The organism is Paractinoplanes abujensis, assembly GCF_014204895.1.
GTDB lineage: Bacteria > Actinomycetota > Actinomycetes > Mycobacteriales > Micromonosporaceae > Actinoplanes > Actinoplanes abujensis.
Genome location: NZ_JACHMF010000001.1, coordinates 7,472,370 through 7,491,538 on the forward strand (window position 1 = coordinate 7,472,370; position 19,169 = coordinate 7,491,538).

The following is a 19,169-nucleotide window of genomic DNA, read 5'->3' on the forward strand; positions in this document are numbered from 1 at the left end:
GTCTGCGGCTGTGGTGTCGCCGCCCTCTCTGAGTGACTACTGCGAACACAGGAGTACCGCGTGAGTCAGGCCCCTCGTCGAACCGTTGTCGTCCTTGCCGCCGGTGAGGGCAAGCGGATGAAGTCCGCCACGCCCAAGGTGCTGCACCCCCTGCTCGGGCGCACGCTGCTCGGGCACGTGCTCACCGCCTCCGGCCCGGCCGGCGCCGAGCGGACGATCGTGGTCGTGGGGCACAAGGCCGACCAGGTCGAGGCGCACCTGAGCGAGGTCGCGCCGGCCGCCACGCCGGTGCTGCAGGCCCAGCAGAACGGGACCGGTCACGCCGTGCGGATCGCGCTCGAGGCCGTGCCCGAGGCGACCGGCACGGTGGTCGTCCTCAACGGTGACGTGCCGCTGCTGCGGGCCGAGACGGTGGCGAGCCTGATCGAGGCGCACGAGTCGGGCGCGCGTGGGGCGACGGTGCTGGCGGCCGAGGTGCACAACCCGACCGGCCTGGGCCGGATCGTGCGGGACGGCGCCGGCAACCTCGAAAGGATCGTCGAGGAGCGGGACGCGTCGGCCGAGGTGCGGGCGATCCGCGAGATCAACGCGGGCATCTACGCGTTCGACCTCTCCTCGCTGCGGGAGGCGCTGGCCAAGCTGTCGACCGACAACGATCAGGGCGAGGAATACCTGACCGACGTCTTCGGGATCATGGCCGCGGTCGGTCACCCGGTCGGGGTGTTCGTGGCCCCCGACGCCGACGAGACGCTGGGCTGCAACGACCGGGCCGAGCTGGCCAAGCTGCGGGCACTGCTGCGCGACCGGGTCAACGAGGCCTGGATGCGTACGGGGGTCTCCATCCTCGACCCGTCGACCACGTGGATCGACGTCACCGTCACGCTGGAGCCGGACGCCGAGATCGACCAGAACTCGCAGCTGCTGGGCGCGACCACGGTCGGCGCGGGCGCCATCGTGGGGCCGGACACGACGCTGATCGACAGCACGGTCGGTGCGGGTGCGGTGGTGCTGCGCACGCACTCGATCGGCGCCCAGATCGGGCCGGAGGCGACCGTCGGGCCGTTCTCGTTCCTGCGCCCGGGCACGCGGCTGGGGCGCAAGGCCAAGGTCGGCGGCTTCGTCGAGACCAAGAACGCTGAGCTGGGCGACGGCGCGAAGGTGCCGCACCTGTCCTACGTGGGTGACGCCACGATCGGGTCCAAGGCCAACATCGGCGCGGGCACGATCTTCGCCAACTACGACGGGGTCAACAAGAGCCACACCACTGTGGGTGAGGCCGCGTTCGTCGGCTCCGACACCGTGCTCATCGCGCCGGTCGAGATCGAGCCGGGGGCCTATGTCGCCGCTGGTAGCGCCATTCAGAAGGGCGTACCGGCGGGCAGCCTCGGCGTGACGCGGGCGCCGCAGCGCAACGTCGAGGGCTGGGTGGCGCGCAAGCGGGCGGGCACGGTGTCGGCCGCCGCCGCCGAGAAGGCGATCGCCGAGAAAGAGGCCGGCGGCGAGGTCAGCACGGCCGAGTAACGCGCGGATCGGCGCGGGTTGGGGTTAGCTGGAGGTGGACGCAAGGCCACTGGCGGGTATCCGACAGTGGCGTGCCGAAGCCGGTGGCTGGTGGGGTGACCGTCCCTGAGCTGGAATGTTCCGGCGGGGTGAGGCATCCCACCCGGTGGCCTCGGAACGTGGCGGCGGAGTGCCCGCGGGGGATACTTCACTCCGATTACGTCCCCACCCCCTCGATCCAACGGGAGTAGCGAGCCGATGGGCAGCATCGTCGCGGAGAACCGTAAGTCTCTGATGCTTTTCTCCGGCCGGGGTTTCCCGGAGCTGGCCGACGAGATCGGGCAGGTGCTGGGCGTGGCCCCGACCCCCGCCGACTCGTACGAGTTCGCCAACGGCGAGATCTTCGTTCGCTTCAAGGACTCCGTCCGCGGCTCGGACGCGTTCGTCGTGCAGTCGGTGACCGAGGGTGTGAACCGCTGGGTCATGGAGACCCTGATCATGATCGACGCCCTGAAGCGGGGCTCGGCCAAGCGGATCACCGTCGTGCTGCCGTTCTATCCGTATTCGCGGCAGGACAAGAAGCACCGGGGCCGGGAGCCGATCTCGGCCCGGCTGGTGGCCGACCTGCTCAAGACGGCGGGGGCCAACCGCATTCTCACGGTCGACCTGCACACCGCGCAGATCCAGGGCTTCTTCGACGGCCCGGTCGACCACCTGTTCGCGATGGACATCCTGGCTGAGCACGTGCAGAAGAAGTACGCCGGTCGGCCGATGACAGTGGTCGCGCCCGACTCGGGCCGTGTGCGCGTGGCCGAGCGGTGGACCGACCGGCTGGGCGGCTGCCCGCTGGCGTTCATCCACAAAACCCGCGACCCGCTCAAGCCCAACCAGGTGGTCGCCAACCGAGTGGTCGGTGAGGTCGAGGGCCGGGTTTGCCTGATCGTCGACGACATGATCGACACCGGCGGCACGATCACCAAGGCGGCCGACATCCTCTGGGAGGAGGGCGCGGCCGACGTGGTGGTGGCCTCCACCCACGCGCTGCTCTCCGACCCGGCCACCGAGCGCCTGAAGAACAGCCGGATCAGCGAGCTCGTGGTGACGAACACGCTGCCGCTGCCGCCCGAGAAGCGGCTCGACAAGATCACCGTGCTGTCGATCGCGCCGCTGCTGGCCCGCGCGATCCGCGAGGTCTTCGACGACGGCTCGGTCACCACCCTGTTCGGCGGCCTGAGCTAGCAGACGCCCGGAAGGGGCGCTCTGAGCCGTCACCGCGGCGGGAAATCGGTTGATGCAAGTTGCATCGAGAGGGTGAAGTTTTCGCGGTGTGCCTGAGCGGGGCGGACCCGCTGAGTCGTGCGCGCGTACAGCAGGTAAGCTAGTGCGGTTGCCACGGCGAGGGTGCCCCGCGGTCTGCTGAGGTTCGCAGCCGCTCGGAGGCACCGTGATCGACGCGGTGCTCCGGGCCTGTGCCCAGCGCGCCCCCTTGCCCGGCAGCGCCGACGACGGCCTCCAGCACCGACGGCGGCCGATTTCCACACACTGCCGGACCGTACGCACGCCGACTTAGTCGCAGCCCGATCGAAGAGTTTCAGGAGTTTCCCCGTGTCCGAGGTAAAGATCAGCGCCGAGCCCCGCACCGAGTTCGGCAAGGGTGGTGCCCGCCGCACGCGCCGGGCCGGTTTGGTGCCCGCCGTGCTTTACGGGCACGGCGAGAAGCCGGTGCACATCGCGCTGCCGGCCCGTGAGTTCGCGGCCGCCATCCGGCACGGTGGGCTCAACACCGTGTTCACCATCGACATCGCCGGTGCTTCGGGCGCCACGCTGGCCCTGCCCAAGGCCATCCAGCGTGACCCGATCAAGGACACCTACGAGCACGTCGACCTGATCATCGTCAAGCGTGGCGAGAAGGTCCAGGTCGACGTCCCCGTGACGCTGGTCGGCGAGGCCGCCCGCAACACCCTGGTCGTCAACGAGTCCAACACGCTGGCCGTGGTCGCCGAGGCCATGCACCTGCCGTCCGGCTTCGAGGTGTCGATCGAGGGCCTCGAGGCGGGCGCCCAGGTCACCGCGGCCGATGTGCAGCTGCCCAGCGGCACCGAACTGGCCGTCGAGCCCGACTTCGTGCTGGCGATCGTCTCCCAGGCGCAGACCGCCGAGCAGCTCGAGGGTGACACCGCCGAGGGCGGCGAAGAGGCCGCCGAGGGCGGCGAAGAGGCTGCTTCCACCGAGGAGTAGAAATCCTCGCCTAGTCGGCGTACGAGCAGTGACCGGGGAAAGTGCCACGCAGGCACTTTCCCCGGACTCGTGTCTGGAGGGGAACGGCAGTGAGCGACGAGTCGCCGTGGCTGGTGGTCGGGCTCGGTAACCCGGGCAAGGAGTACGCCGGCAACCGGCACAACGTGGGCTTCATGGTGGCCGACCTGCTGGCGTCCCGGGTGGGCGGCAAGTTCGGCCGGGCCAAGCGCGCCCACACCGAGGTGGCCGAGGGGAGGCTGGGCTTCGGTGGCCCGAAAATCGTGCTGTTGAAGCCGCTGACCTACATGAACCTGTCCGGCGCGCCTGTGGTCTCGCTCGCACAGTTCTTCAAAGTGCCGGTAGAGAACGTGATTGCCGTGCACGATGAGCTGGATGTGCCTTTCGGGCAGATACGAGCCAAACGTGGCGGTGGTGAAGGTGGCCACAACGGCCTGCGGTCCATGTCGAAGTCCTTGGCGAGCAAGGAGTACGCCCGGGTTCGCTTCGGCGTCGGCCGTCCGCCGGGGCGGCAGGATCCGGCCGACTTCGTGCTCTCCGACTTCTCCGGCGCCGAACGCAAGGAGCTGGAGTTCCTCGTCGACCGGGCGGCCGACGTAGTCGAGGCGATCGTGCTCGAGGGCGTGGAGTGGGCGCAGAACAAATACCACGGCGGTTGATCTCGCGGGGTCGGAATAAATAGATCGTATGGGCGGTTTTGTCCGCCTCCGGTCCCGTGACGCTCTTGACCGCCCGACCGTTGGTCAGACGTATGCACCGATTCGGTGCAGATTGACTGTCGGATTGGGGGAGGTGCGGGATGCGGCGGGACCTGTCCGCGACGGAGGCGGTGCTGGCCCAGCCGACTGTGCTGTTGCCGGCGATCCGGCCGGTGCGGCCCCCTGTGCACCCGCCCGAGGGCTACGGCCGGTCGAACCATCCGCCGGCCAACCAGGGACCGCGCCGCTCGAAGATCCCGGCCCCGGTGGTGCCGCTGAGCCCGCCCCCGGCCGGCGCGGGAACCAGCGCCGCGGTGATGGACCAGGCCACGACCACGACGCGCCCGAACGCGGGGCCGCCGACCACCCAGGACCGGCCGGACAACGCGCCGCCGCTGGTGACCCGGGGCCGGACCGACCCGGCGCACAACCGGGCGATCGACCGGCACTGGTCCGAGCGGCCCAACCGGTCGGCGGCGGCCCGGCCCGCGGCCCGGCCTTTCGTCCGCGTCCGGGGCCGGCACGCGGCCATGTCGAGGCGGCAGCGCTGGGAGCGCCGCTACGTCCGTTCGCTGGTGCTGTGCGACCTGGTGGCAGGCACGGCGGCCGGTGCGGCCACCTTCGGGCTCCGCTTCGGCGACGAGGTGACCAGCTACAACCTCGCGTACATGATCCTGTCGACGCTGCTGCCGGTGCTGCTGCTGGCCGTGCTCGCGGTCGCCCGGGCCTACGAGCGCAGGTATCTCTTCGTCGGCACCGACGAATATCAGCGGGTGCTCCGGGGCGGGGTCGGCCTCATCGCCGGGGTGTCAGTGGTGTCGTACGGGCTCGATCTCGATCTCGCCCGGGGTTATGTCCTGGCCGCTCTCCCGGCCGCGATCGTGTCGTCCGTGGTGCTGCGGTTCGCGCTCCGCAAGCGGCTGCACCTGACGCGGTCGCGCGGCGAGAGCATGCGCCGGGTGATCCTGGTCGGGCACGAGCTCTCGGTCATCGGCATGACCCGTCAGCTGCGACGGGAGCGCTATCACGGGCTCGAGGTGGTCGGCGCCTGCCTGCCGCCGGGGCACGACGGCGTGGGCGTGGGCGGGCCGCAGGGCCTGACCGTCTACGGCACGTTCGAGGACGTCGCGGGCGCGGTCGAGCAGGCCGACGCCGACACCGTGGTCGTGCTGAGCTGCCCCGAGCTCGACGGCGAGGCCGTGCGCCGGCTGGCCTGGCGGCTGGAACGCGACGAGATCGACCTCGTCGTGGCGAGCGCGCTGGTCGACGTGGCGGGGGCGCGCACCACCATCCGGCCGTTCGACGGGCTGCCCATGCTGCACGTCGAGCACCCGCGCCTGCACGGCGGATCGCGCCTGGTCAAGGAGGCCTTCGACCGCCTCGGCGCGCTCGCGCTATTGATGATCTTCGGTCCGCTGCTGCTCGGCGTCGCACTGGCGGTGCGATGCACGTCCCGGGGGCCGGTACTCTTTCGTCAGGTGCGGGTCGGTCGGGACGGTCGATTGTTCCGCATCTTCAAGTTCCGGAGCATGTATGTGGATGCCGAGGCGCGGCTGACCGAGCTGCGGCATCTGAACGAGCACGACGGCGTGCTTTTCAAGATCCGTGACGACCCGCGGGTGACCCGGGTCGGGCGGTATCTGCGCCGGTTCTCGCTGGACGAGCTGCCGCAGCTGCTCAACGTGCTGCTGGGGCAGATGTCGCTGGTCGGGCCGCGGCCTCCGCTGCCGTCCGAGGTGGCGGCGTACGCCGACGACGTGCGGCGCCGGCTCGCCGTCAAGCCGGGCATGACAGGCCTGTGGCAGGTATCCGGACGTTCGGACCTGCCCTGGGAGGAAGCGGTCCGGTTGGACCTGCGCTATGTGGAGAACTGGACCCTCAGTTTGGATCTGGTGATCCTGTTGCGCACCATGACCGCAGTGGTGCGCTCCTCCGGAGCGTACTGACGGCGTAGAGGAGCGGCTGAGATATGGGCGAGCGGACAGAGACGTCGGCGCGCGTGACCTCCCAGCGGGAGAGCAGTGACGGCGGCATCCCGCCGGTGAACGACGCGGCCTTCGCCCGCTGGCTGGCCGACCGCGCGGGGCAGATCCTGCTCCAGACGCGCGACGAGCTGGGCTTCGCCGACGGCAAGGCGCTCAAGGCCGCCGGTGACAAGGCCGCGCATCACTTCATGCGGGCCGAGCTGGCCCGCTGGCGCCCCGCCGACGCCGTGCTCTCCGAGGAGGACGACCACGCCCGCGTCGCGTGGCAGGAGGGCGAGCACACCACCGTACGGCCCGAGCGCCTCGACTCCTCCCGCGTCTGGATCATCGACCCGCTCGACGGCACCCGCGAGTTCTCCGAGGAGGGCCGGGCCGACTGGGCCGTGCACGTCGCGCTGTGGACGGCCGACTGCTCGAGCCCGTCCTGCCTGGCCGCGGGCGCGGTGGCGATGCCGGCCCAGCACCGCACGATCGCCACCGACCATTCACCGGCGTATCCGCCCCTGCCGTTGAACGCGGCGACCGGCGGCCCGATCCGGATCGCGGCCAGCCGCACCCGCCCGCCCGCCTTCGTGACCGCCCTGGCCGAGGAGATCGGGGCCGAGCTGGTGCCGATGGGCTCGGCCGGCGTCAAGATCGCGGCAGTGATCAACGGCGATGCCGACGCGTACGTGCACGCCGGTGGCCAGTACGAATGGGACTCGGCGGCGCCCGTCGCTGTGGCGTTGGCCACTGGCCTGCACGCTAGCCGAATCGATGGTTCTGAGCTGAAATACAACGAGGCCGACCCTAAGTTGCCGGACCTGGTGGTGTGCCGTAAGGATCTCGCTCCTCGGTTGCTTGCAGCGTTGCAGCGTCACCTTCCGTCAGAATGACGGTTGTCTAAGGGCAACATCCCCCCGCTGTAACTCCTAGATCAAGTCTGGAGCCCACCGATGAGCCAGACGAAGCCGTACCGCGTTTCGCATCTGGATGCCCTCGAAGCCGAGAGCATTTTCGTGATGCGCGAGGTGATGGCCGAGTTCGAGCGCCCTGTCCTGCTCTTCTCGGGCGGCAAGGACTCGATCGTGATGTTGCGTCTCGCCGAGAAGGCGTTCGCCCCCGCGCGCATCCCGTTCCCGGTCATGCACGTCGACACCGGCCACAACTTCGCCGAGGTGCTCGAATACCGCGACCAGCGGGTCGCCACGCTCGGCCTCAACCTGGTGGTGGCCAGCGTGCAGGAGGCGATCGACACCGGCCTCGTGCGCGAGCTGCCCGACGGCACCCGCAACCGGATCCAGACCCCGGTGCTGCTGGCCGCCGTCGAGAAGTACCGCTTCGACGCGCTGTTCGGCGGCGCCCGGCGCGACGAGGAGAAGGCCCGCGCCAAGGAGCGCATGTTCAGCTTCCGCGACGAGTTCGGCCAGTGGGACCCCAAGAACCAGCGGCCCGAGCTGTGGGCGCTCTACAACGGGCGGCACCACCCCGGCGAGTCGATCCGCGTCTTCCCGCTGTCCAACTGGACCGAGCTCGACGTCTGGCACTACATCGCCAAGGAGCAGATCCCGCTGCCGAGCATCTACTACGCGCACGACCGCGAGGTCGTCGAGCGCAACGGGATGTTCTACGCGGTCAACGAGTTCATCCGGCTTCGCGACGGCGAGACCTCGGAGGTCCGCCGGGTGCGTTACCGCACGGTGGGCGACGCCTCGCAGACCGCCGCCGTGCTCTCCGAGGCCGACACGGTGGACAAAGTGATCGACGAGGTCGCCGCCACCCGGATCACCGAGCGGGGCGCGACCCGCGGTGACGACAAGGTCAGCGAGGCCGCGATGGAAGACCGCAAGCGAGAGGGTTACTTCTGATGAGCCAGGCCGTCCTGGAGACCGAGGCGGCGCCCGCGGCGCGCATGGACCTGCTGCGGTTCGCCACCGCCGGCAGCGTGGACGACGGCAAGTCGACCCTGATCGGCCGGCTTCTGTACGACACCAAGACGATCTTCGCCGACCAGCTGGAAGCGGTCGAGGCCGCCAGCGCGTCCCGCGGCGACGAATACACCAACCTGGCGCTGCTCACCGACGGCCTGCGGGCCGAGCGCGAGCAGGGCATCACGATCGACGTGGCGTACCGCTACTTCGCCACGCCGAAGCGCAAGTTCATCATCGCCGACACCCCGGGGCACATTCAGTACACCCGGAACATGGTCACCGGCGCCTCCACCGCCGACCTGGCGCTGATCCTGGTCGACGCGCGCAAGGGCCTGGTCGAGCAGTCCCGCCGGCACGCGTTCCTGACCAGCCTGCTGCGAGTGCCGCACCTGGTGCTCTGCATCAACAAGATGGACCTGGTGGACTGGGACAAGGCGGTCTACGACAAGATCGCCGACGAGTTCACCTCGTTCGCGGCCAAGCTCGAGATCGGCGACCTGACGATCATCCCGGTCTCCGCGCTGAACGGCGACAACATCGCCTCCCGCAGCGAGAACAGCCCGTGGTACGACGGTCCGTCGCTGCTGCACCACCTCGAGCACGTGCACATCGCCAGCGACCGCAATCTGGTCGACGTGCGGTTCCCCGTGCAATACGTGATCCGTCCGCAGTCGACGACCGTGACCGACTACCGCGGTTACGCCGGCCAGGTCGCCTCGGGCGTGCTCAAGCCGGGTGACGAGGTGATGGTGCTGCCGTCCGGCATGACCAGCACGATCGCCGGCATCGACACCGCCGACGGCCCGGTCGACGAGGCGTTTCCGCCCATGTCGGTCACCGTGCGGCTCAACGACGAGATCGACATCTCCCGCGGCGACATGATCTGCCGGCCGCACAACGCGCCCGCGGTCGCGCAGGACATCGAGGCCATGGTCTGCTGGATGGACGAGTCGGCCCCGCTGCGGGTCGGCGCCAAGTACGCCATCAAGCACACCACCCGCTCGGCCCGTACGGTCGTGCGTGGCCTGCAGTATCGGCTGGACGTCAACACCCTGCACCGCGACGAGCAGGCCGACGCGCTGCAGCTCAACGAGATCGGCCGGGTGCGGCTGCGCACCACGGTGCCGCTGCTGGCCGACGAGTATCGCCGCAACCGCACGACGGGCGGCTTCATCCTTGTCGACGAGGGCACCAACCGCACGGTCGGCGCCGGGATGATCATCGAAGCCCAGTAGGGCGCTCGTCACGCAGGGCCGGCGGCAGTCGCGGGGAGTCGTTCCGCGGCTGCCGCCGGGCATCTTTGGCGCGCGGCTGCATGGTCGCCCAGACCACCTTGCCCGTACGGGTGGGCAGCGTGCCCCAGGCGATCGCCAGCGCACTGACCACCTGCAGTCCCCGGCCGCGCTCGTCGAGCGGCCGATCCCGGCGCACACGGCTCGGTTTGATCCGGCGCGGCGGCTCGGTGACCCCGTCGGCCACGCTCAGGTGAATGCCCGCGCCCCGCAGACTGACCACGACCGTCATCTCCGTACGGGCGTGTTCGACCGCGTTGCTGACCAGTTCGCTCATCACCGACCGGCCCGGGTGCAGCAGTTGCACCCTGTCCCAGGCCAGGCACGCGTCGCTGACCAGGTTGCGGGCCAGCCTGGGGGCCTCGGGCTCGGGGGCGAGGGTCAGCACGAGCCGCTCGGTCAGCGGCAACCGGCTCGCGATGGCCACCCGGGCCTGCCGCACCTTGGCGTAGACGGGCAGGTAGTGCCGGGCGCCGAGACGCTGCATGCGGTCGGCCAGCGGCAGGTCGGGCGGGATGCACAGGGCCAGCTGCACCGGCGGCAGCATGGCGGCCGCGGTCCGCTGGGCCGTCATCCACGTGGTGGCGCTGGCCGCGGCCGGGTCGTCGAGTTCGGACAAATCGACGACGACCGCCTCGGGGTGCTCGGCCAGGCACTTCTTGAGCCGTTCGGTGGCGAGGTGCCACAGCCTGCGGTCCCACCGGCCACGGATGGTGAGAAGCACGACCGATGCGTCGGCATCGCTCTCGAGATGCATGGCGGGCTCCTCGGTCGGCAGACACGCTGCGCGCAGGGACATGCCGCCACGGTAATCGCGCCGACAGATCGTTTAGCCCGCCCTTAGCTCCCGCGAGTGATCGGACTTAAGTACTGCAACGTTGTATAGTCCATCTCCGTGCCGCCGGGCCTCAAGGATGTCGCCGCGCGGGCCGGCGTGTCGATCAAGACGGTCTCCAATGTCGTCAACGGATATGTGCACGTGGCCCCGGCAACCCGTGCCCGCGTGCAGGCCGCCATCGAGGCGCTCGGCTACGTGCCCAACATCGCCGCCCGCCAGTTGCGCAGCGGCCGCTCCGGCGTGATCGCGCTGGCCGTGCCCGAGCTCCAGTCGCCCTACTTCGCCGAGATCGCCGGGCTGATCGTGCAGGCCGCCGAGCGCCGCTCGTGGACCGTGCTGATCGACCAGACCGACGGCCACGCCGAACGCGAGCGCAACCTGGTCGCGGGCCTGCGCCGGCACGCCATCGACGGCCTGATCTTCAGCCCGCTGGCCCTGGCCGGCGAGGAATTGGCGCTGCGCGACGGCACCCCGATGGTGCTGCTCGGCGAGCGGGTCTGGCACGGCCCGGCCGACCACGTGGCGATCGACAACACCGCGGCCGCGGCCGACGCCACCCGCCACCTGACCTCGCTCGGCCGCCGCCGGATCGCGGCCATCGGCGTGCAGGAGAGGCCCTCCGCGGTGACCGCGCACCAGCGCCTGGCCGGCTACCGGGCCGCGCTCGCCGAGGCCGGGCTGCCCGCCGACCCGGCCCTCGAGATGTCCGCCGACGGTTTCCACCGGGCCGATGGCGCCGCCGCAATGGCCCGGCTGCTCGACTCGGCCGCGCCGCCGGACGCGGTGTTCTGCTTCAACGACTTGCTGGCCCTGGGCGCGCTGCGCACGCTGCTGTCGCGCGGGGTGTCGGTGCCGGCGGACGTCGCGGTGATCGGTTTCGACGACATCGAGGACGGGCGCTTCTCGACGCCCACGCTCAGCACGATCGCACCCGACGCGCCGCGGATCGCTCAGCTGGCCGTGGACCTGCTGGCCGAACGCCTGGGCGATGGCCCGGCGGCGGCCGGGGCGCCCCGTGAGCTGCGCGTGGAGCATCGACTGATCGTGCGCGAGAGCACCGCCGGCTGAGCGAACGCCGCTCAACAACGGCCTTCATTTCGAGGATGTTTCAGGATGTTCTCGGCGACCTCTTTACAACGTTGAATCCAACGTTGTAAAAACTCTGCATGGCAGTGGCGCAGCTCACCCTCGACCCCGCGTTCCGGATCGCTCCCGTCGATCCCCGGCTGTTCGGCTCGTTCGTCGAACACATGGGCCGGTGCGTCTACACCGGAATCTTCGAGCCGGGTCACCCCTCCGCCGACGACGACGGCCTGCGGCAGGACGTGCTGGACCTGGTCCGCGAGCTCGGCGTCACCACGGTCCGTTACCCCGGCGGCAATTTCGTCTCCAACTACCGCTGGGAGGACGGCGTCGGCCCGCGCGGCGACCGCCCCCGCCGGCTCGACCTGGCCTGGCGCAGCCTGGAGAGCAACGCCTTCGGGCTCAACGAGTTCATGCGCTGGGCCTCGCTGGCCGGCGTGGAGCCGATGATGGCGGTCAACCTGGGCACCCGGGGCATCGAGGCCGCCGCCGAGCTGGTCGAGTACTGCAACCTGGCCGACGGCACGGCCGCCGCCGACCTGCGCCGCAAGCACGGCGTGGCGCAGCCCCACGACGTACGGATGTGGTGTCTCGGCAACGAGATGGACGGACCGTGGCAGATCGGCAGCCTGACCGCCGAGGAGTACGGCCGCCTGGCCACCCGGGCCGGCCACGCCATGCGTCGCGTCGACCCGACCATCGAGCTGGTCGCCTGTGGCAGCTCCAACTCGGACATGCCGACCTTCGCGGCGTGGGAGGCGACGGTCCTCGAGCACGCCTACGACCAGGTCGACTACATCTCGCTGCACACGTACTACGACCCCGAGAAGCACGACGAGGCCAGCTTCCGGGCGTCCGCGGTCGACCTCGACGGCTTCATCGAGAACGTGATCTCCACTGCCGACCACGTACGGGCCAAGCTGCGCCGGAGCAAGCGGATCAAGCTCTCGCTCGACGAGTGGAACGTCTGGTACCAGTCGCGGTTCACCGAGCCCGAGGACCGCGACATCGAGGAGATCCCGGCGCTGATCGAGGACGACTACAACGGCACGGACGCCGTGGTCGTGGGCAACCTGCTGATCAGCATGCTGCGGCACGCCGACCGGCTCACCGTCGGCTGTCAGGCGCAGCTGGTCAACGTGATCGCGCCGATCCGCACCCGGGCCGGCGGCGAGGCCTGGCGGCAGACGATCTTCCACCCGTTCGCGCACACTGCGCGGCTGGCCCGGGGAACCGTGCTGCGTCCGGCCCTCACCAGCCCGTCGATGAGCACCGGGCGCTTCGGCGACGTGCCCGCCGTCGACGCCGTGGCCACCCACGACGAGCAGACCGGCCGGCTCAGCGTCTTCGTCGTCAACCGTGGCACCGAGCCGGTGCCGCTCACCGTCGACCTGCGGGCCTTCCCGCGGCATCGGCTGACCCAGCATCTGGCGCTCACCTCGGACCGGCCCGAGCCGGTCGAGCAGGCGCCCGCCGAAGAGATCCTCCTACCGCCCGTCTCCTGGCACGTGCTGTGCCTTACTCCCGAGGAGTCACGATGATCGATAAAAACTTCTCCCGCCGGGGCGTGCTCGGCCTCGGCCTGGGCGCCGGGGGAGCTGTCTTCCTCAGCGCCTGCGGCGACAGCGGCCCCAACGAGAAGGTCACCGGGGGCGGGCAGAACGCCGCACCCGCCGCGACCAGCTACACCGGACCGAACGTGGCGCTGGCCTTCTGGAACGGCTTCACCGGTGGCGACGGCCCGTTCATGAAGAAGCTGGTCGACCAGTTCAACACCGAGCACCCCAACATCAAGGTGTCGATGAACACCTACCAGTGGGCCGACTACTACCAGAAGACGCCGGCCGCCGTGGCCACCGGCAACGGCCCCGACGTGGGCATCATGCACGTCGACCACGTGTCGACCAACGCCGCCCGCGGCGTCATCCTGCCGCTGGAGGACCTGGCCAAGGCGCTCGACTTCAAGGCCGAGGACTTCTCGCCGCCGGTCTGGAACGCGGGGGTCTACAACAACACCCGCTACGCGATCCCGCTCGACGTGCACCCGCTCGGCTTCTTCTACAACAAGACGGTGATGGAGAAGGGCGGCCTCGACCCCGAGAAGCCCCCGACGACTGACGACGAGTATCAGGCGGCACTGGAGTCGATGAAGGCCAAGGGCATTCAGGGCGACTGGGTCACCCCGTTCGAGTTCACCGGCAGCATGCAGTTCCAGTCGCTGCTCTGGCAGTTCGGCGGCAACCTCTTCGACGACCAGGCCAGTAAGGCGCTCTTCGCTGAGGACCCGGGCGTCAAGGCGCTGACCTGGATGACCGACCACATCAAGAACGGCTACAGCCCCAAGAACGTGGCCCAGGACGCCGACATCATCGCGCTGCGCAACGGCAAGAACGCCTTCAACTGGAACGGCATCTGGACTATCAACACGCTCAAGGAGGACAAGAACCTCGAGTGGGGCGTGGCGCCGCTGCCGCAGATCGGGTCGCAGAAGGCGGCCTGGGCCGGCTCGCACCAGTTCGTGCAGTTCAAGCAGAAGGCAAAGGACGACAACAAGCTGGCCGCGGGCAAGGTCTTCATCAACTGGATCAGTCAGCACTCGATCGAGTGGGCCCGTGGCGGCCAGGTGCCGGCCCGCGCCGAGATCCGCAACGGCGCCGAGTTCAAGGCCCTGCCCGAGCAGTCGGCGATCGGTACGCAGATCGACTACCTGCACTTCCTGCCGCCCAAGCCCGGCATCGCCGACGTGATGGCCACCATGGTCACGGCGATCAACGAGGCAGTTCTCGGACGCAAGGAGCCGGCCAAGGCGCTCTCCGACGGCGCCGCCAAGGCCAACCAGCTCCTGGAGCAGAACGCCAAGAAGTATGGCAGCTGAGACGGCACTCACCCGTACGCCGCCGGCGCAGGCTGACGAGGCCCACGCCGGCGGCCGGGTGCGGCGTAACGGACCACTGACGCCGTACCTGTTCCTGCTGCCGTACTTCGTCGTCTTCGCGACCTTCGTGCTCGCGCCGGCGGTGTACGGCCTGTGGATCAGCCTGCACGACTGGGACTACCTGCTGCCCGGCAAGCCGTTCGTGGGGCTGGACAACTACCAGGCGCTGTTCGACTCCAGCTCGGCGGTCTACAGCTTCTTCTGGGAGAGCATGTCGGCGACCGGCATCTTCACGCTCCTCAGCGTGCCGCTCCTGCTCGTCGTCCCGCTGATGCTGGCGTTGCTGCTCAACCGCAAGTTCAAGGGCCGCACGATCTTCCGGGCCATCTACTTCGCCCCGTACGTGCTCGGGGTGGCAGTGATCGGCGTGCTCTGGCGGTTCCTGCTCGACCCCAACCTGGGCGTGGTCAACGCGATCCTGGGCGCGGTCGGGCTGCCGGGGGACACGCCGTGGACCACCGCGCTGCCGTGGGGCTGGGTGACGCTCGTCGGCGTGACCGTGTGGTGGACGCTCGGCTTCAACGCGGTCATCTACCTGGCCGGGCTGCAGGACATCCCGCGTGAGCTGTACGAGGCGGCGCGGATCGACGGCGGCGGCAAGTGGGCCGAGTTCCGGCATGTGACACTGCCCGGCCTGCGCCCGGTGCTGCTGTTCGTCACGGTCAACACGATCCTGGTGTCGGCCAACATGTTCGGCCAGTCCTATCTGATCACGCAGGGCGCGCCGGGCACCGAGACCCGTACGGCGATCATGTACATCGCCCAGGTCGGCCTGAGCGACTACAAGATGGGCAGTGCCGCCGCCATGAGTTACCTGCTCACCGCGGCCCTGTTGCTGATCAGCCTGCTCGTCTTCCGACTGTTCCGGGAGAAGGACTCATGAGGCGCGCGAAGCCGATCGCTTGGTACACCGTCCTGATCGGGCTCAGTCTGATCTTTGTCGCGCCCCTGGTGTGGATGCTGCTGACCACGTTCAAGTCGCCCGGCGAGGCGACCCGGGTGCCGCCCACGGTGTTCCCGGAGGAGCCGACCACCGGCGCCTTCGACACGCTGCTGGGCAATTCGCAGACGCCGGTGCTGCGCTGGTTCCTCAACAGCGTGCTGGCCGCCACCGGCCAGGCCGTGCTCGTGCTGACGATCGCCTCGATGGCCGCGTACGCGCTGGCCCGGCTCGACTTCCGGGGCAAGCGGCTGATCTTCGGAATGATCATCGGAACGCTGTTCATCCCGAGCTTCGTGCTGATCATCCCGAACTTCCTCATCGTCGACCGGTTCGGCATGCTCGACACGCTGTGGGCCCTGATCATCCCGGGGGCGGCGGGCGCGTTCGGCGTCTTCTTCCTGCGGCAGTTCTTCCTCAGCCTGCCCCGCGAGCTGGAGGAGGCGGCCGTGCTCGAGGGGGCCAACTCCTGGCAGATCTTCACCCGGGTCGTGCTCCCACTGTCCAAGCCCGCCCTGGCCACGCTGGCCGTGATCAGCTTCCTGACCAACTGGAACGACTTCATCTGGCCGATCTATGTGCTGTTCAGCCCCGAGCAGTTCACGCTGCCGCCCGGCTTGGCCATCCTGCAGGGCGCCTACACGATCAACTATCCCGTGATCATGGCCGGCGCGCTGGTCGCCAGCGTCCCGGTGCTGCTGCTGTTCGTGGTGGCGCAGCGCTACGTGATCGAGGGAGTCTCCCGTTCCGGCCTGAAAGGATGATCATGCGACGCCTGACGGCCGCGCTCGCCGCGGTGATCACGCTGCTGGCTCTGACCGCCGGCGCCCGCCTCCCCGTCCCCGCCTCGGCGTCGTTCGCGGACACCTTCGCCGACCCGGTGATCGTCCGCGGCGACGACGGGTTCTACTACGCCTACGGCACGACCGACCCGCTGCGCGAGGGCGAGAAGGTCGCGCACCGCATCCCGATCGCGCGCTCGGCCGACCTCAAGAGCTGGAAGTACGTGGGTGACGCCTTCGGTGACCTGCCTCCGTACGCCGCGGCCAACGCCTCGCTGTGGGCGCCCGACGTCCGCAAGATCGGCAACCGGTGGGTGCTCTACGCGACCGTGACCGAGACGACCACCGCGGCCGGCGCCTCGGCGATCGGGGTGGCGACCGCGCCCCAGCCGACCGGACCGTGGACCTGGGCCCCGCAACCGGCCGTACCCCCACGAGCCGCCCCCGACGGGGGTTGGTGGTGGACGTTCGACCCGGCCCAGCTGACCACCCCGAACGGCCAGAAGTACCTGTACTACGGCAGCTACTTCGGTGGCATCTGGGTCAGCGAGCTCACCGCGGACGGCCTGCGGATCACGGGCACCCCGACGCGCGTGGCGATCGACAACAAGTTCGAGGGCGCGTACGTCGTACGCCGGGACGGCTTCTACTACCTGTTCGCGTCGTCGGCCAACTGCTGCGCCGGTCCGACCACCGGATACTCCGTGTCGGTGGGGCGGTCGCGAAGCCCGCTGGGCCCGTTCACCGACCGCGACGGCCTGCGGCTCGACGTCTCACGGGCGGGCGGCACCCCGGTGATCGCGCCCAACGGCAACCGCTGGGTCGGCACCGGCCACAACGGACTGATCACCGATCGGCGCGGCCAGGACTGGCTCGTCTACCACGCGATCGACCGCAACGACCCCTACCTGGACGAGCCGTACGGCATCAACGAGCGTCCGATGCTGATCGACCGGCTGGACTGGATCGGCGGCTGGCCCACGGTCAACCGCGGAGCATGGGCCGCCGACAAGCGCGACACCCCGCCGGCCTCCACGCCCAGCCCGGGCAAGCTCCTCGTGTCGGACAATTTCGACAACCTGAGCACGGCGTGGGACTTCGTCCGGCCCGATCCGGCCGCGACCGTCAGCGGGGGACAGCTGCGCTGGCCCGTGCAGGGCGCCGACCTGACCGGCACCTCCAACAACGCGGGCGTGCTGCTGCGTACGCCCCCGAACGGCCGGTGGATCGCCGAGACGAAGCTGACGTTGCCGCTGGGCGAGGACGTGGTGCGCAACTATCAGCAGGCCGGGCTCATCGCCTACGCGAACGACGACCTCTTCGCGCGCCTGAGTGCCGTGGCCATCTGGAACACGCGGCAGGTGGAGTTCGGCAAGGAGATGCCGTACGCGGGGAACCTGTCGTACGGCGGCACTATCGTGGGCGCACCGGGAGAGACGGTGACATGGTTGCGGCTGGCCCATCGGGTCGATCCGGCCAACGGCGAGCACGAGTACCGGGCGGGGATCAGCCGCGACGGCAAGCGCTGGACGTGGGGTGGAGTGTGGACGCTGCCCGCTGACAGTTCGCCCCGGATCGGCCTGGTCGCGCACGGCGGCGCGGAGCCGGCGGTCACCGCGTCGTTCGACTATCTGCGGTTCTACAAGTGGTGAGGTGGGGGCGGACGGCGAGGCGGGCGCGGGCGGCGGGGCCGGCACGGGCGGTGCTGGTCGCGGCGTTGCTCGTCGGCGGCTGCTCGGCCGGCAATTCGCCGGCCACCCCCGCCGCTGACAAATCGGAAACGTCGGATGAGGGGCAGGGAGTGAGCTTCACCAATCCCGTCTATACGGATAATTTCCCTGATCCGGGGGCGATGCGGGTCGGCGAGACCTGGTACGCGTACGGGACCAATGGCCCCACCGGCAATGTGCCCGTCCTGACCTCGCCCGACCTCGTGAACTGGAAGCCCGCCGGGGACGCGCTGCCGCAGGTCGGCAAGTGGGCCACGGCCGGCAACACGTGGGCGCCCGAGGTGATCGAAGGGCCGGGCGGCACTTATCTGCTCTATTACACAGCCCGCTCGACGAAGACGAACGTGCAGTGCATCGGTGTCGCCACGGCCGACCAGCCGGGCGGGCCGTTCGTCGACGAGAGCGAAGAGCCGCTGGTCTGCCAGGCCGACGAGGGTGGCTCGATCGACGCCAGCCCGTTCACCGGCGACAACGGTGACCGCTGGCTCTACTGGAAGAACGACGGCAACGCGATCGGGCAGCCCACCTACCTCTACGGCGCCCGGCTCAGCGAGGACGGCCGCACGATCAGCGGCGAGTCCAAGCAGCTGCTGGTCAACGACGCCGGGTGGGAGGCGCACGTCATCGAGGCGCCGCAGATGGTGCGGCACGACGGCCGGCTCTATCTGTTCTACTCGGCCAACGCGTTCGACAAGGAGGAGTACGCCCTGGGCTACGCCACCTGCGAGGGTCCGCTCGGCCCGTGCGTCAAAGCGGCGGAGAACCCGATCCTGCACACCTCACCGGCCGCGGCCGGGCCCGGTCACGGCTTTCTGGTGACCACACCGGCCGGCGAGTCGTGGCTGCTCTATCACGCGTGGCCGCCCAGCGCGGTCGGCAGCGTCGCACCCGGCCGGCAGCTCTGGCTCGACCGGGTGGACTGGGTCGACGGCCGTCCCGTGGTGAAGGGCCCGACGGTGGAGGAGCAGCCGGCCCCGAACTAGGACTTCTCGTCGCGCTCGGTGGCCTCCTCGATGGCCCCGGTGATCGCGCCGGTGAGGTCGCCCGCGGGCACGGCGATGTCCTCGCCGAGGCCTTCCCCGGTGCCTCGCTCGGGCTCGGGCGCGGTGGCCCCGCCGGCGAAACCGAACTCGTTGGGCTCGTCGTGCTCTTTGTCCTGCTCGTTGCGCTGTTCGTTGCCCTGCGAAGTGGTCATGCCCCACCGGTTACCCGGTGGGGCG

17 protein-coding genes are annotated in these 19,169 nt (G+C 69.7%); 15 read left to right on the plus strand and 2 right to left on the minus strand.

Features of this window, described 5'->3' with window-relative positions; translation table 11 throughout:
- Positions 1 to 60 precede the first annotated feature (60 nt).
- From glmU to cysN, 8 genes are all read left to right on the plus strand, one after another.
- A complete protein-coding gene (gene glmU, locus BKA14_RS34310) occupies positions 61 to 1,521 on the plus strand; it encodes a bifunctional UDP-N-acetylglucosamine diphosphorylase/glucosamine-1-phosphate N-acetyltransferase GlmU (RefSeq protein WP_184954913.1) in 1,461 nt (486 codons plus the stop codon).
- A 237-nt stretch (positions 1,522 to 1,758) separates the two neighbouring features.
- The gene (locus BKA14_RS34315) at positions 1,759 to 2,739 is read left to right on the plus strand and encodes a ribose-phosphate diphosphokinase (RefSeq protein ID WP_184954914.1); all 981 of its coding nucleotides are present in this window, start codon (positions 1,759 to 1,761) and stop codon (positions 2,737 to 2,739) included.
- Between the two features lie 366 nt (positions 2,740 to 3,105).
- Positions 3,106 to 3,738 (plus strand): 50S ribosomal protein L25/general stress protein Ctc, encoded by a 633-nt coding sequence (locus BKA14_RS34320; RefSeq protein WP_184954915.1) that lies wholly within the window; start codon positions 3,106 to 3,108, stop codon positions 3,736 to 3,738.
- 89 nt (positions 3,739 to 3,827) lie between these two features.
- Positions 3,828 to 4,415 (plus strand): aminoacyl-tRNA hydrolase, encoded by a 588-nt coding sequence (gene pth, locus BKA14_RS34325; RefSeq protein WP_184954916.1) that lies wholly within the window; start codon positions 3,828 to 3,830, stop codon positions 4,413 to 4,415.
- Positions 4,416 to 4,555: 140 nt separating this feature from the next.
- Positions 4,556 to 6,400 carry a sugar transferase gene (locus tag BKA14_RS34330; protein WP_184954917.1) on the plus strand — a complete coding sequence of 615 codons (1,845 nt, stop codon included), beginning with the start codon at positions 4,556 to 4,558 and terminating at the stop codon, positions 6,398 to 6,400.
- Between the two features lie 23 nt (positions 6,401 to 6,423).
- On the plus strand, positions 6,424 to 7,314 hold the full coding sequence (locus BKA14_RS34335; protein ID WP_184954918.1) for a 3'(2'),5'-bisphosphate nucleotidase CysQ: 891 nt from the start codon (positions 6,424 to 6,426) through the stop codon (positions 7,312 to 7,314).
- Positions 7,315 to 7,374: 60 nt separating this feature from the next.
- Entirely contained in the window at positions 7,375 to 8,286 is a 912-nt protein-coding gene (gene cysD, locus BKA14_RS34340) for a sulfate adenylyltransferase subunit CysD (RefSeq protein ID WP_184954919.1), read from the plus strand.
- A complete protein-coding gene (cysN, locus tag BKA14_RS34345; RefSeq protein WP_184954920.1) occupies positions 8,286 to 9,584 on the plus strand; it encodes a sulfate adenylyltransferase subunit CysN in 1,299 nt (432 codons plus the stop codon). The genes cysD and cysN overlap by 1 nt, the downstream gene beginning before the upstream one ends.
- On the opposite strand, the gene BKA14_RS34350 is transcribed toward cysN, so the two are convergent.
- Positions 9,568 to 10,440 (minus strand): ATP-binding protein, encoded by an 873-nt coding sequence (locus BKA14_RS34350; protein WP_184954921.1) that lies wholly within the window; start codon positions 10,438 to 10,440, stop codon positions 9,568 to 9,570. The genes cysN and BKA14_RS34350 overlap by 17 nt on opposite strands.
- A 96-nt stretch (positions 10,441 to 10,536) precedes the next feature.
- On the opposite strand from BKA14_RS34350, the gene BKA14_RS34355 reads away from it, so the two are divergent.
- From BKA14_RS34355 to BKA14_RS34385, 7 genes are all read left to right on the plus strand, one after another.
- Entirely contained in the window at positions 10,537 to 11,547 is a 1,011-nt protein-coding gene (locus BKA14_RS34355) for a LacI family DNA-binding transcriptional regulator (protein ID WP_184954922.1), read from the plus strand.
- Between the two features lie 98 nt (positions 11,548 to 11,645).
- Complete coding sequence (arfA, locus tag BKA14_RS34360) at positions 11,646 to 13,103, plus strand: arabinosylfuranosidase ArfA (protein ID WP_184954923.1); 1,458 nt, start codon at positions 11,646 to 11,648, stop codon at positions 13,101 to 13,103.
- Positions 13,100 to 14,437 (plus strand): ABC transporter substrate-binding protein, encoded by a 1,338-nt coding sequence (locus BKA14_RS34365; RefSeq protein ID WP_184954924.1) that lies wholly within the window; start codon positions 13,100 to 13,102, stop codon positions 14,435 to 14,437. Before arfA ends, BKA14_RS34365 begins: the two co-directional genes overlap by 4 nt.
- The gene (locus tag BKA14_RS34370; protein WP_184954925.1) at positions 14,427 to 15,380 is read left to right on the plus strand and encodes a carbohydrate ABC transporter permease; all 954 of its coding nucleotides are present in this window, start codon (positions 14,427 to 14,429) and stop codon (positions 15,378 to 15,380) included. The genes BKA14_RS34365 and BKA14_RS34370 overlap by 11 nt, the downstream gene beginning before the upstream one ends.
- A complete protein-coding gene (locus BKA14_RS34375; RefSeq protein WP_184954926.1) occupies positions 15,377 to 16,201 on the plus strand; it encodes a carbohydrate ABC transporter permease in 825 nt (274 codons plus the stop codon). The genes BKA14_RS34370 and BKA14_RS34375 overlap by 4 nt, the downstream gene beginning before the upstream one ends.
- A gap of 2 nt (positions 16,202 to 16,203) precedes the next feature.
- Positions 16,204 to 17,871, plus strand: coding sequence for a glycoside hydrolase family 43 protein (locus BKA14_RS34380; protein WP_184954927.1), 1,668 nt, complete (start codon positions 16,204 to 16,206; stop codon positions 17,869 to 17,871).
- Between the two features lie 149 nt (positions 17,872 to 18,020).
- Entirely contained in the window at positions 18,021 to 18,932 is a 912-nt protein-coding gene (locus tag BKA14_RS34385) for a glycoside hydrolase family 43 protein (RefSeq protein ID WP_184954928.1), read from the plus strand.
- Here BKA14_RS34385 and BKA14_RS34390 read toward each other — a convergent pair.
- Entirely contained in the window at positions 18,929 to 19,144 is a 216-nt protein-coding gene (locus BKA14_RS34390) for a hypothetical protein (RefSeq protein WP_184954929.1), read from the minus strand. The genes BKA14_RS34385 and BKA14_RS34390 overlap by 4 nt on opposite strands.
- Between the last annotated feature and the right edge of the window lie 25 nt (positions 19,145 to 19,169).

What these genes read in the sequence shown, in the direction of transcription:
- cysD (WP_184954919.1), top strand. Translation starts at nt 7,375, where the DNA reads ATGAGCCAGACGAAGCCGTACCGCGTTTCGCATCTGGATGCCCTCGAA.
- BKA14_RS34330 (WP_184954917.1), top strand. Translation starts at nt 4,556, where the DNA reads ATGCGGCGGGACCTGTCCGCGACGGAGGCGGTGCTGGCCCAGCCGACT.
- BKA14_RS34365 (WP_184954924.1), top strand. Translation starts at nt 13,100, where the DNA reads ATGATCGATAAAAACTTCTCCCGCCGGGGCGTGCTCGGCCTCGGCCTG.
- BKA14_RS34375 (WP_184954926.1), top strand. Translation starts at nt 15,377, where the DNA reads ATGAGGCGCGCGAAGCCGATCGCTTGGTACACCGTCCTGATCGGGCTC.
- BKA14_RS34390 (WP_184954929.1), bottom strand. Translation starts at nt 19,144, where the DNA reads ATGACCACTTCGCAGGGCAACGAACAGCGCAACGAGCAGGACAAAGAG.
- BKA14_RS34350 (WP_184954921.1), bottom strand. Translation starts at nt 10,440, where the DNA reads ATGTCCCTGCGCGCAGCGTGTCTGCCGACCGAGGAGCCCGCCATGCAT.
- arfA (WP_184954923.1), top strand. Translation starts at nt 11,646, where the DNA reads ATGGCAGTGGCGCAGCTCACCCTCGACCCCGCGTTCCGGATCGCTCCC.
- BKA14_RS34315 (WP_184954914.1), top strand. Translation starts at nt 1,759, where the DNA reads ATGGGCAGCATCGTCGCGGAGAACCGTAAGTCTCTGATGCTTTTCTCC.
- BKA14_RS34380 (WP_184954927.1), top strand. Translation starts at nt 16,204, where the DNA reads ATGCGACGCCTGACGGCCGCGCTCGCCGCGGTGATCACGCTGCTGGCT.
- cysN (WP_184954920.1), top strand. Translation starts at nt 8,286, where the DNA reads ATGAGCCAGGCCGTCCTGGAGACCGAGGCGGCGCCCGCGGCGCGCATG.
- BKA14_RS34370 (WP_184954925.1), top strand. Translation starts at nt 14,427, where the DNA reads ATGGCAGCTGAGACGGCACTCACCCGTACGCCGCCGGCGCAGGCTGAC.
- BKA14_RS34335 (WP_184954918.1), top strand. Translation starts at nt 6,424, where the DNA reads ATGGGCGAGCGGACAGAGACGTCGGCGCGCGTGACCTCCCAGCGGGAG.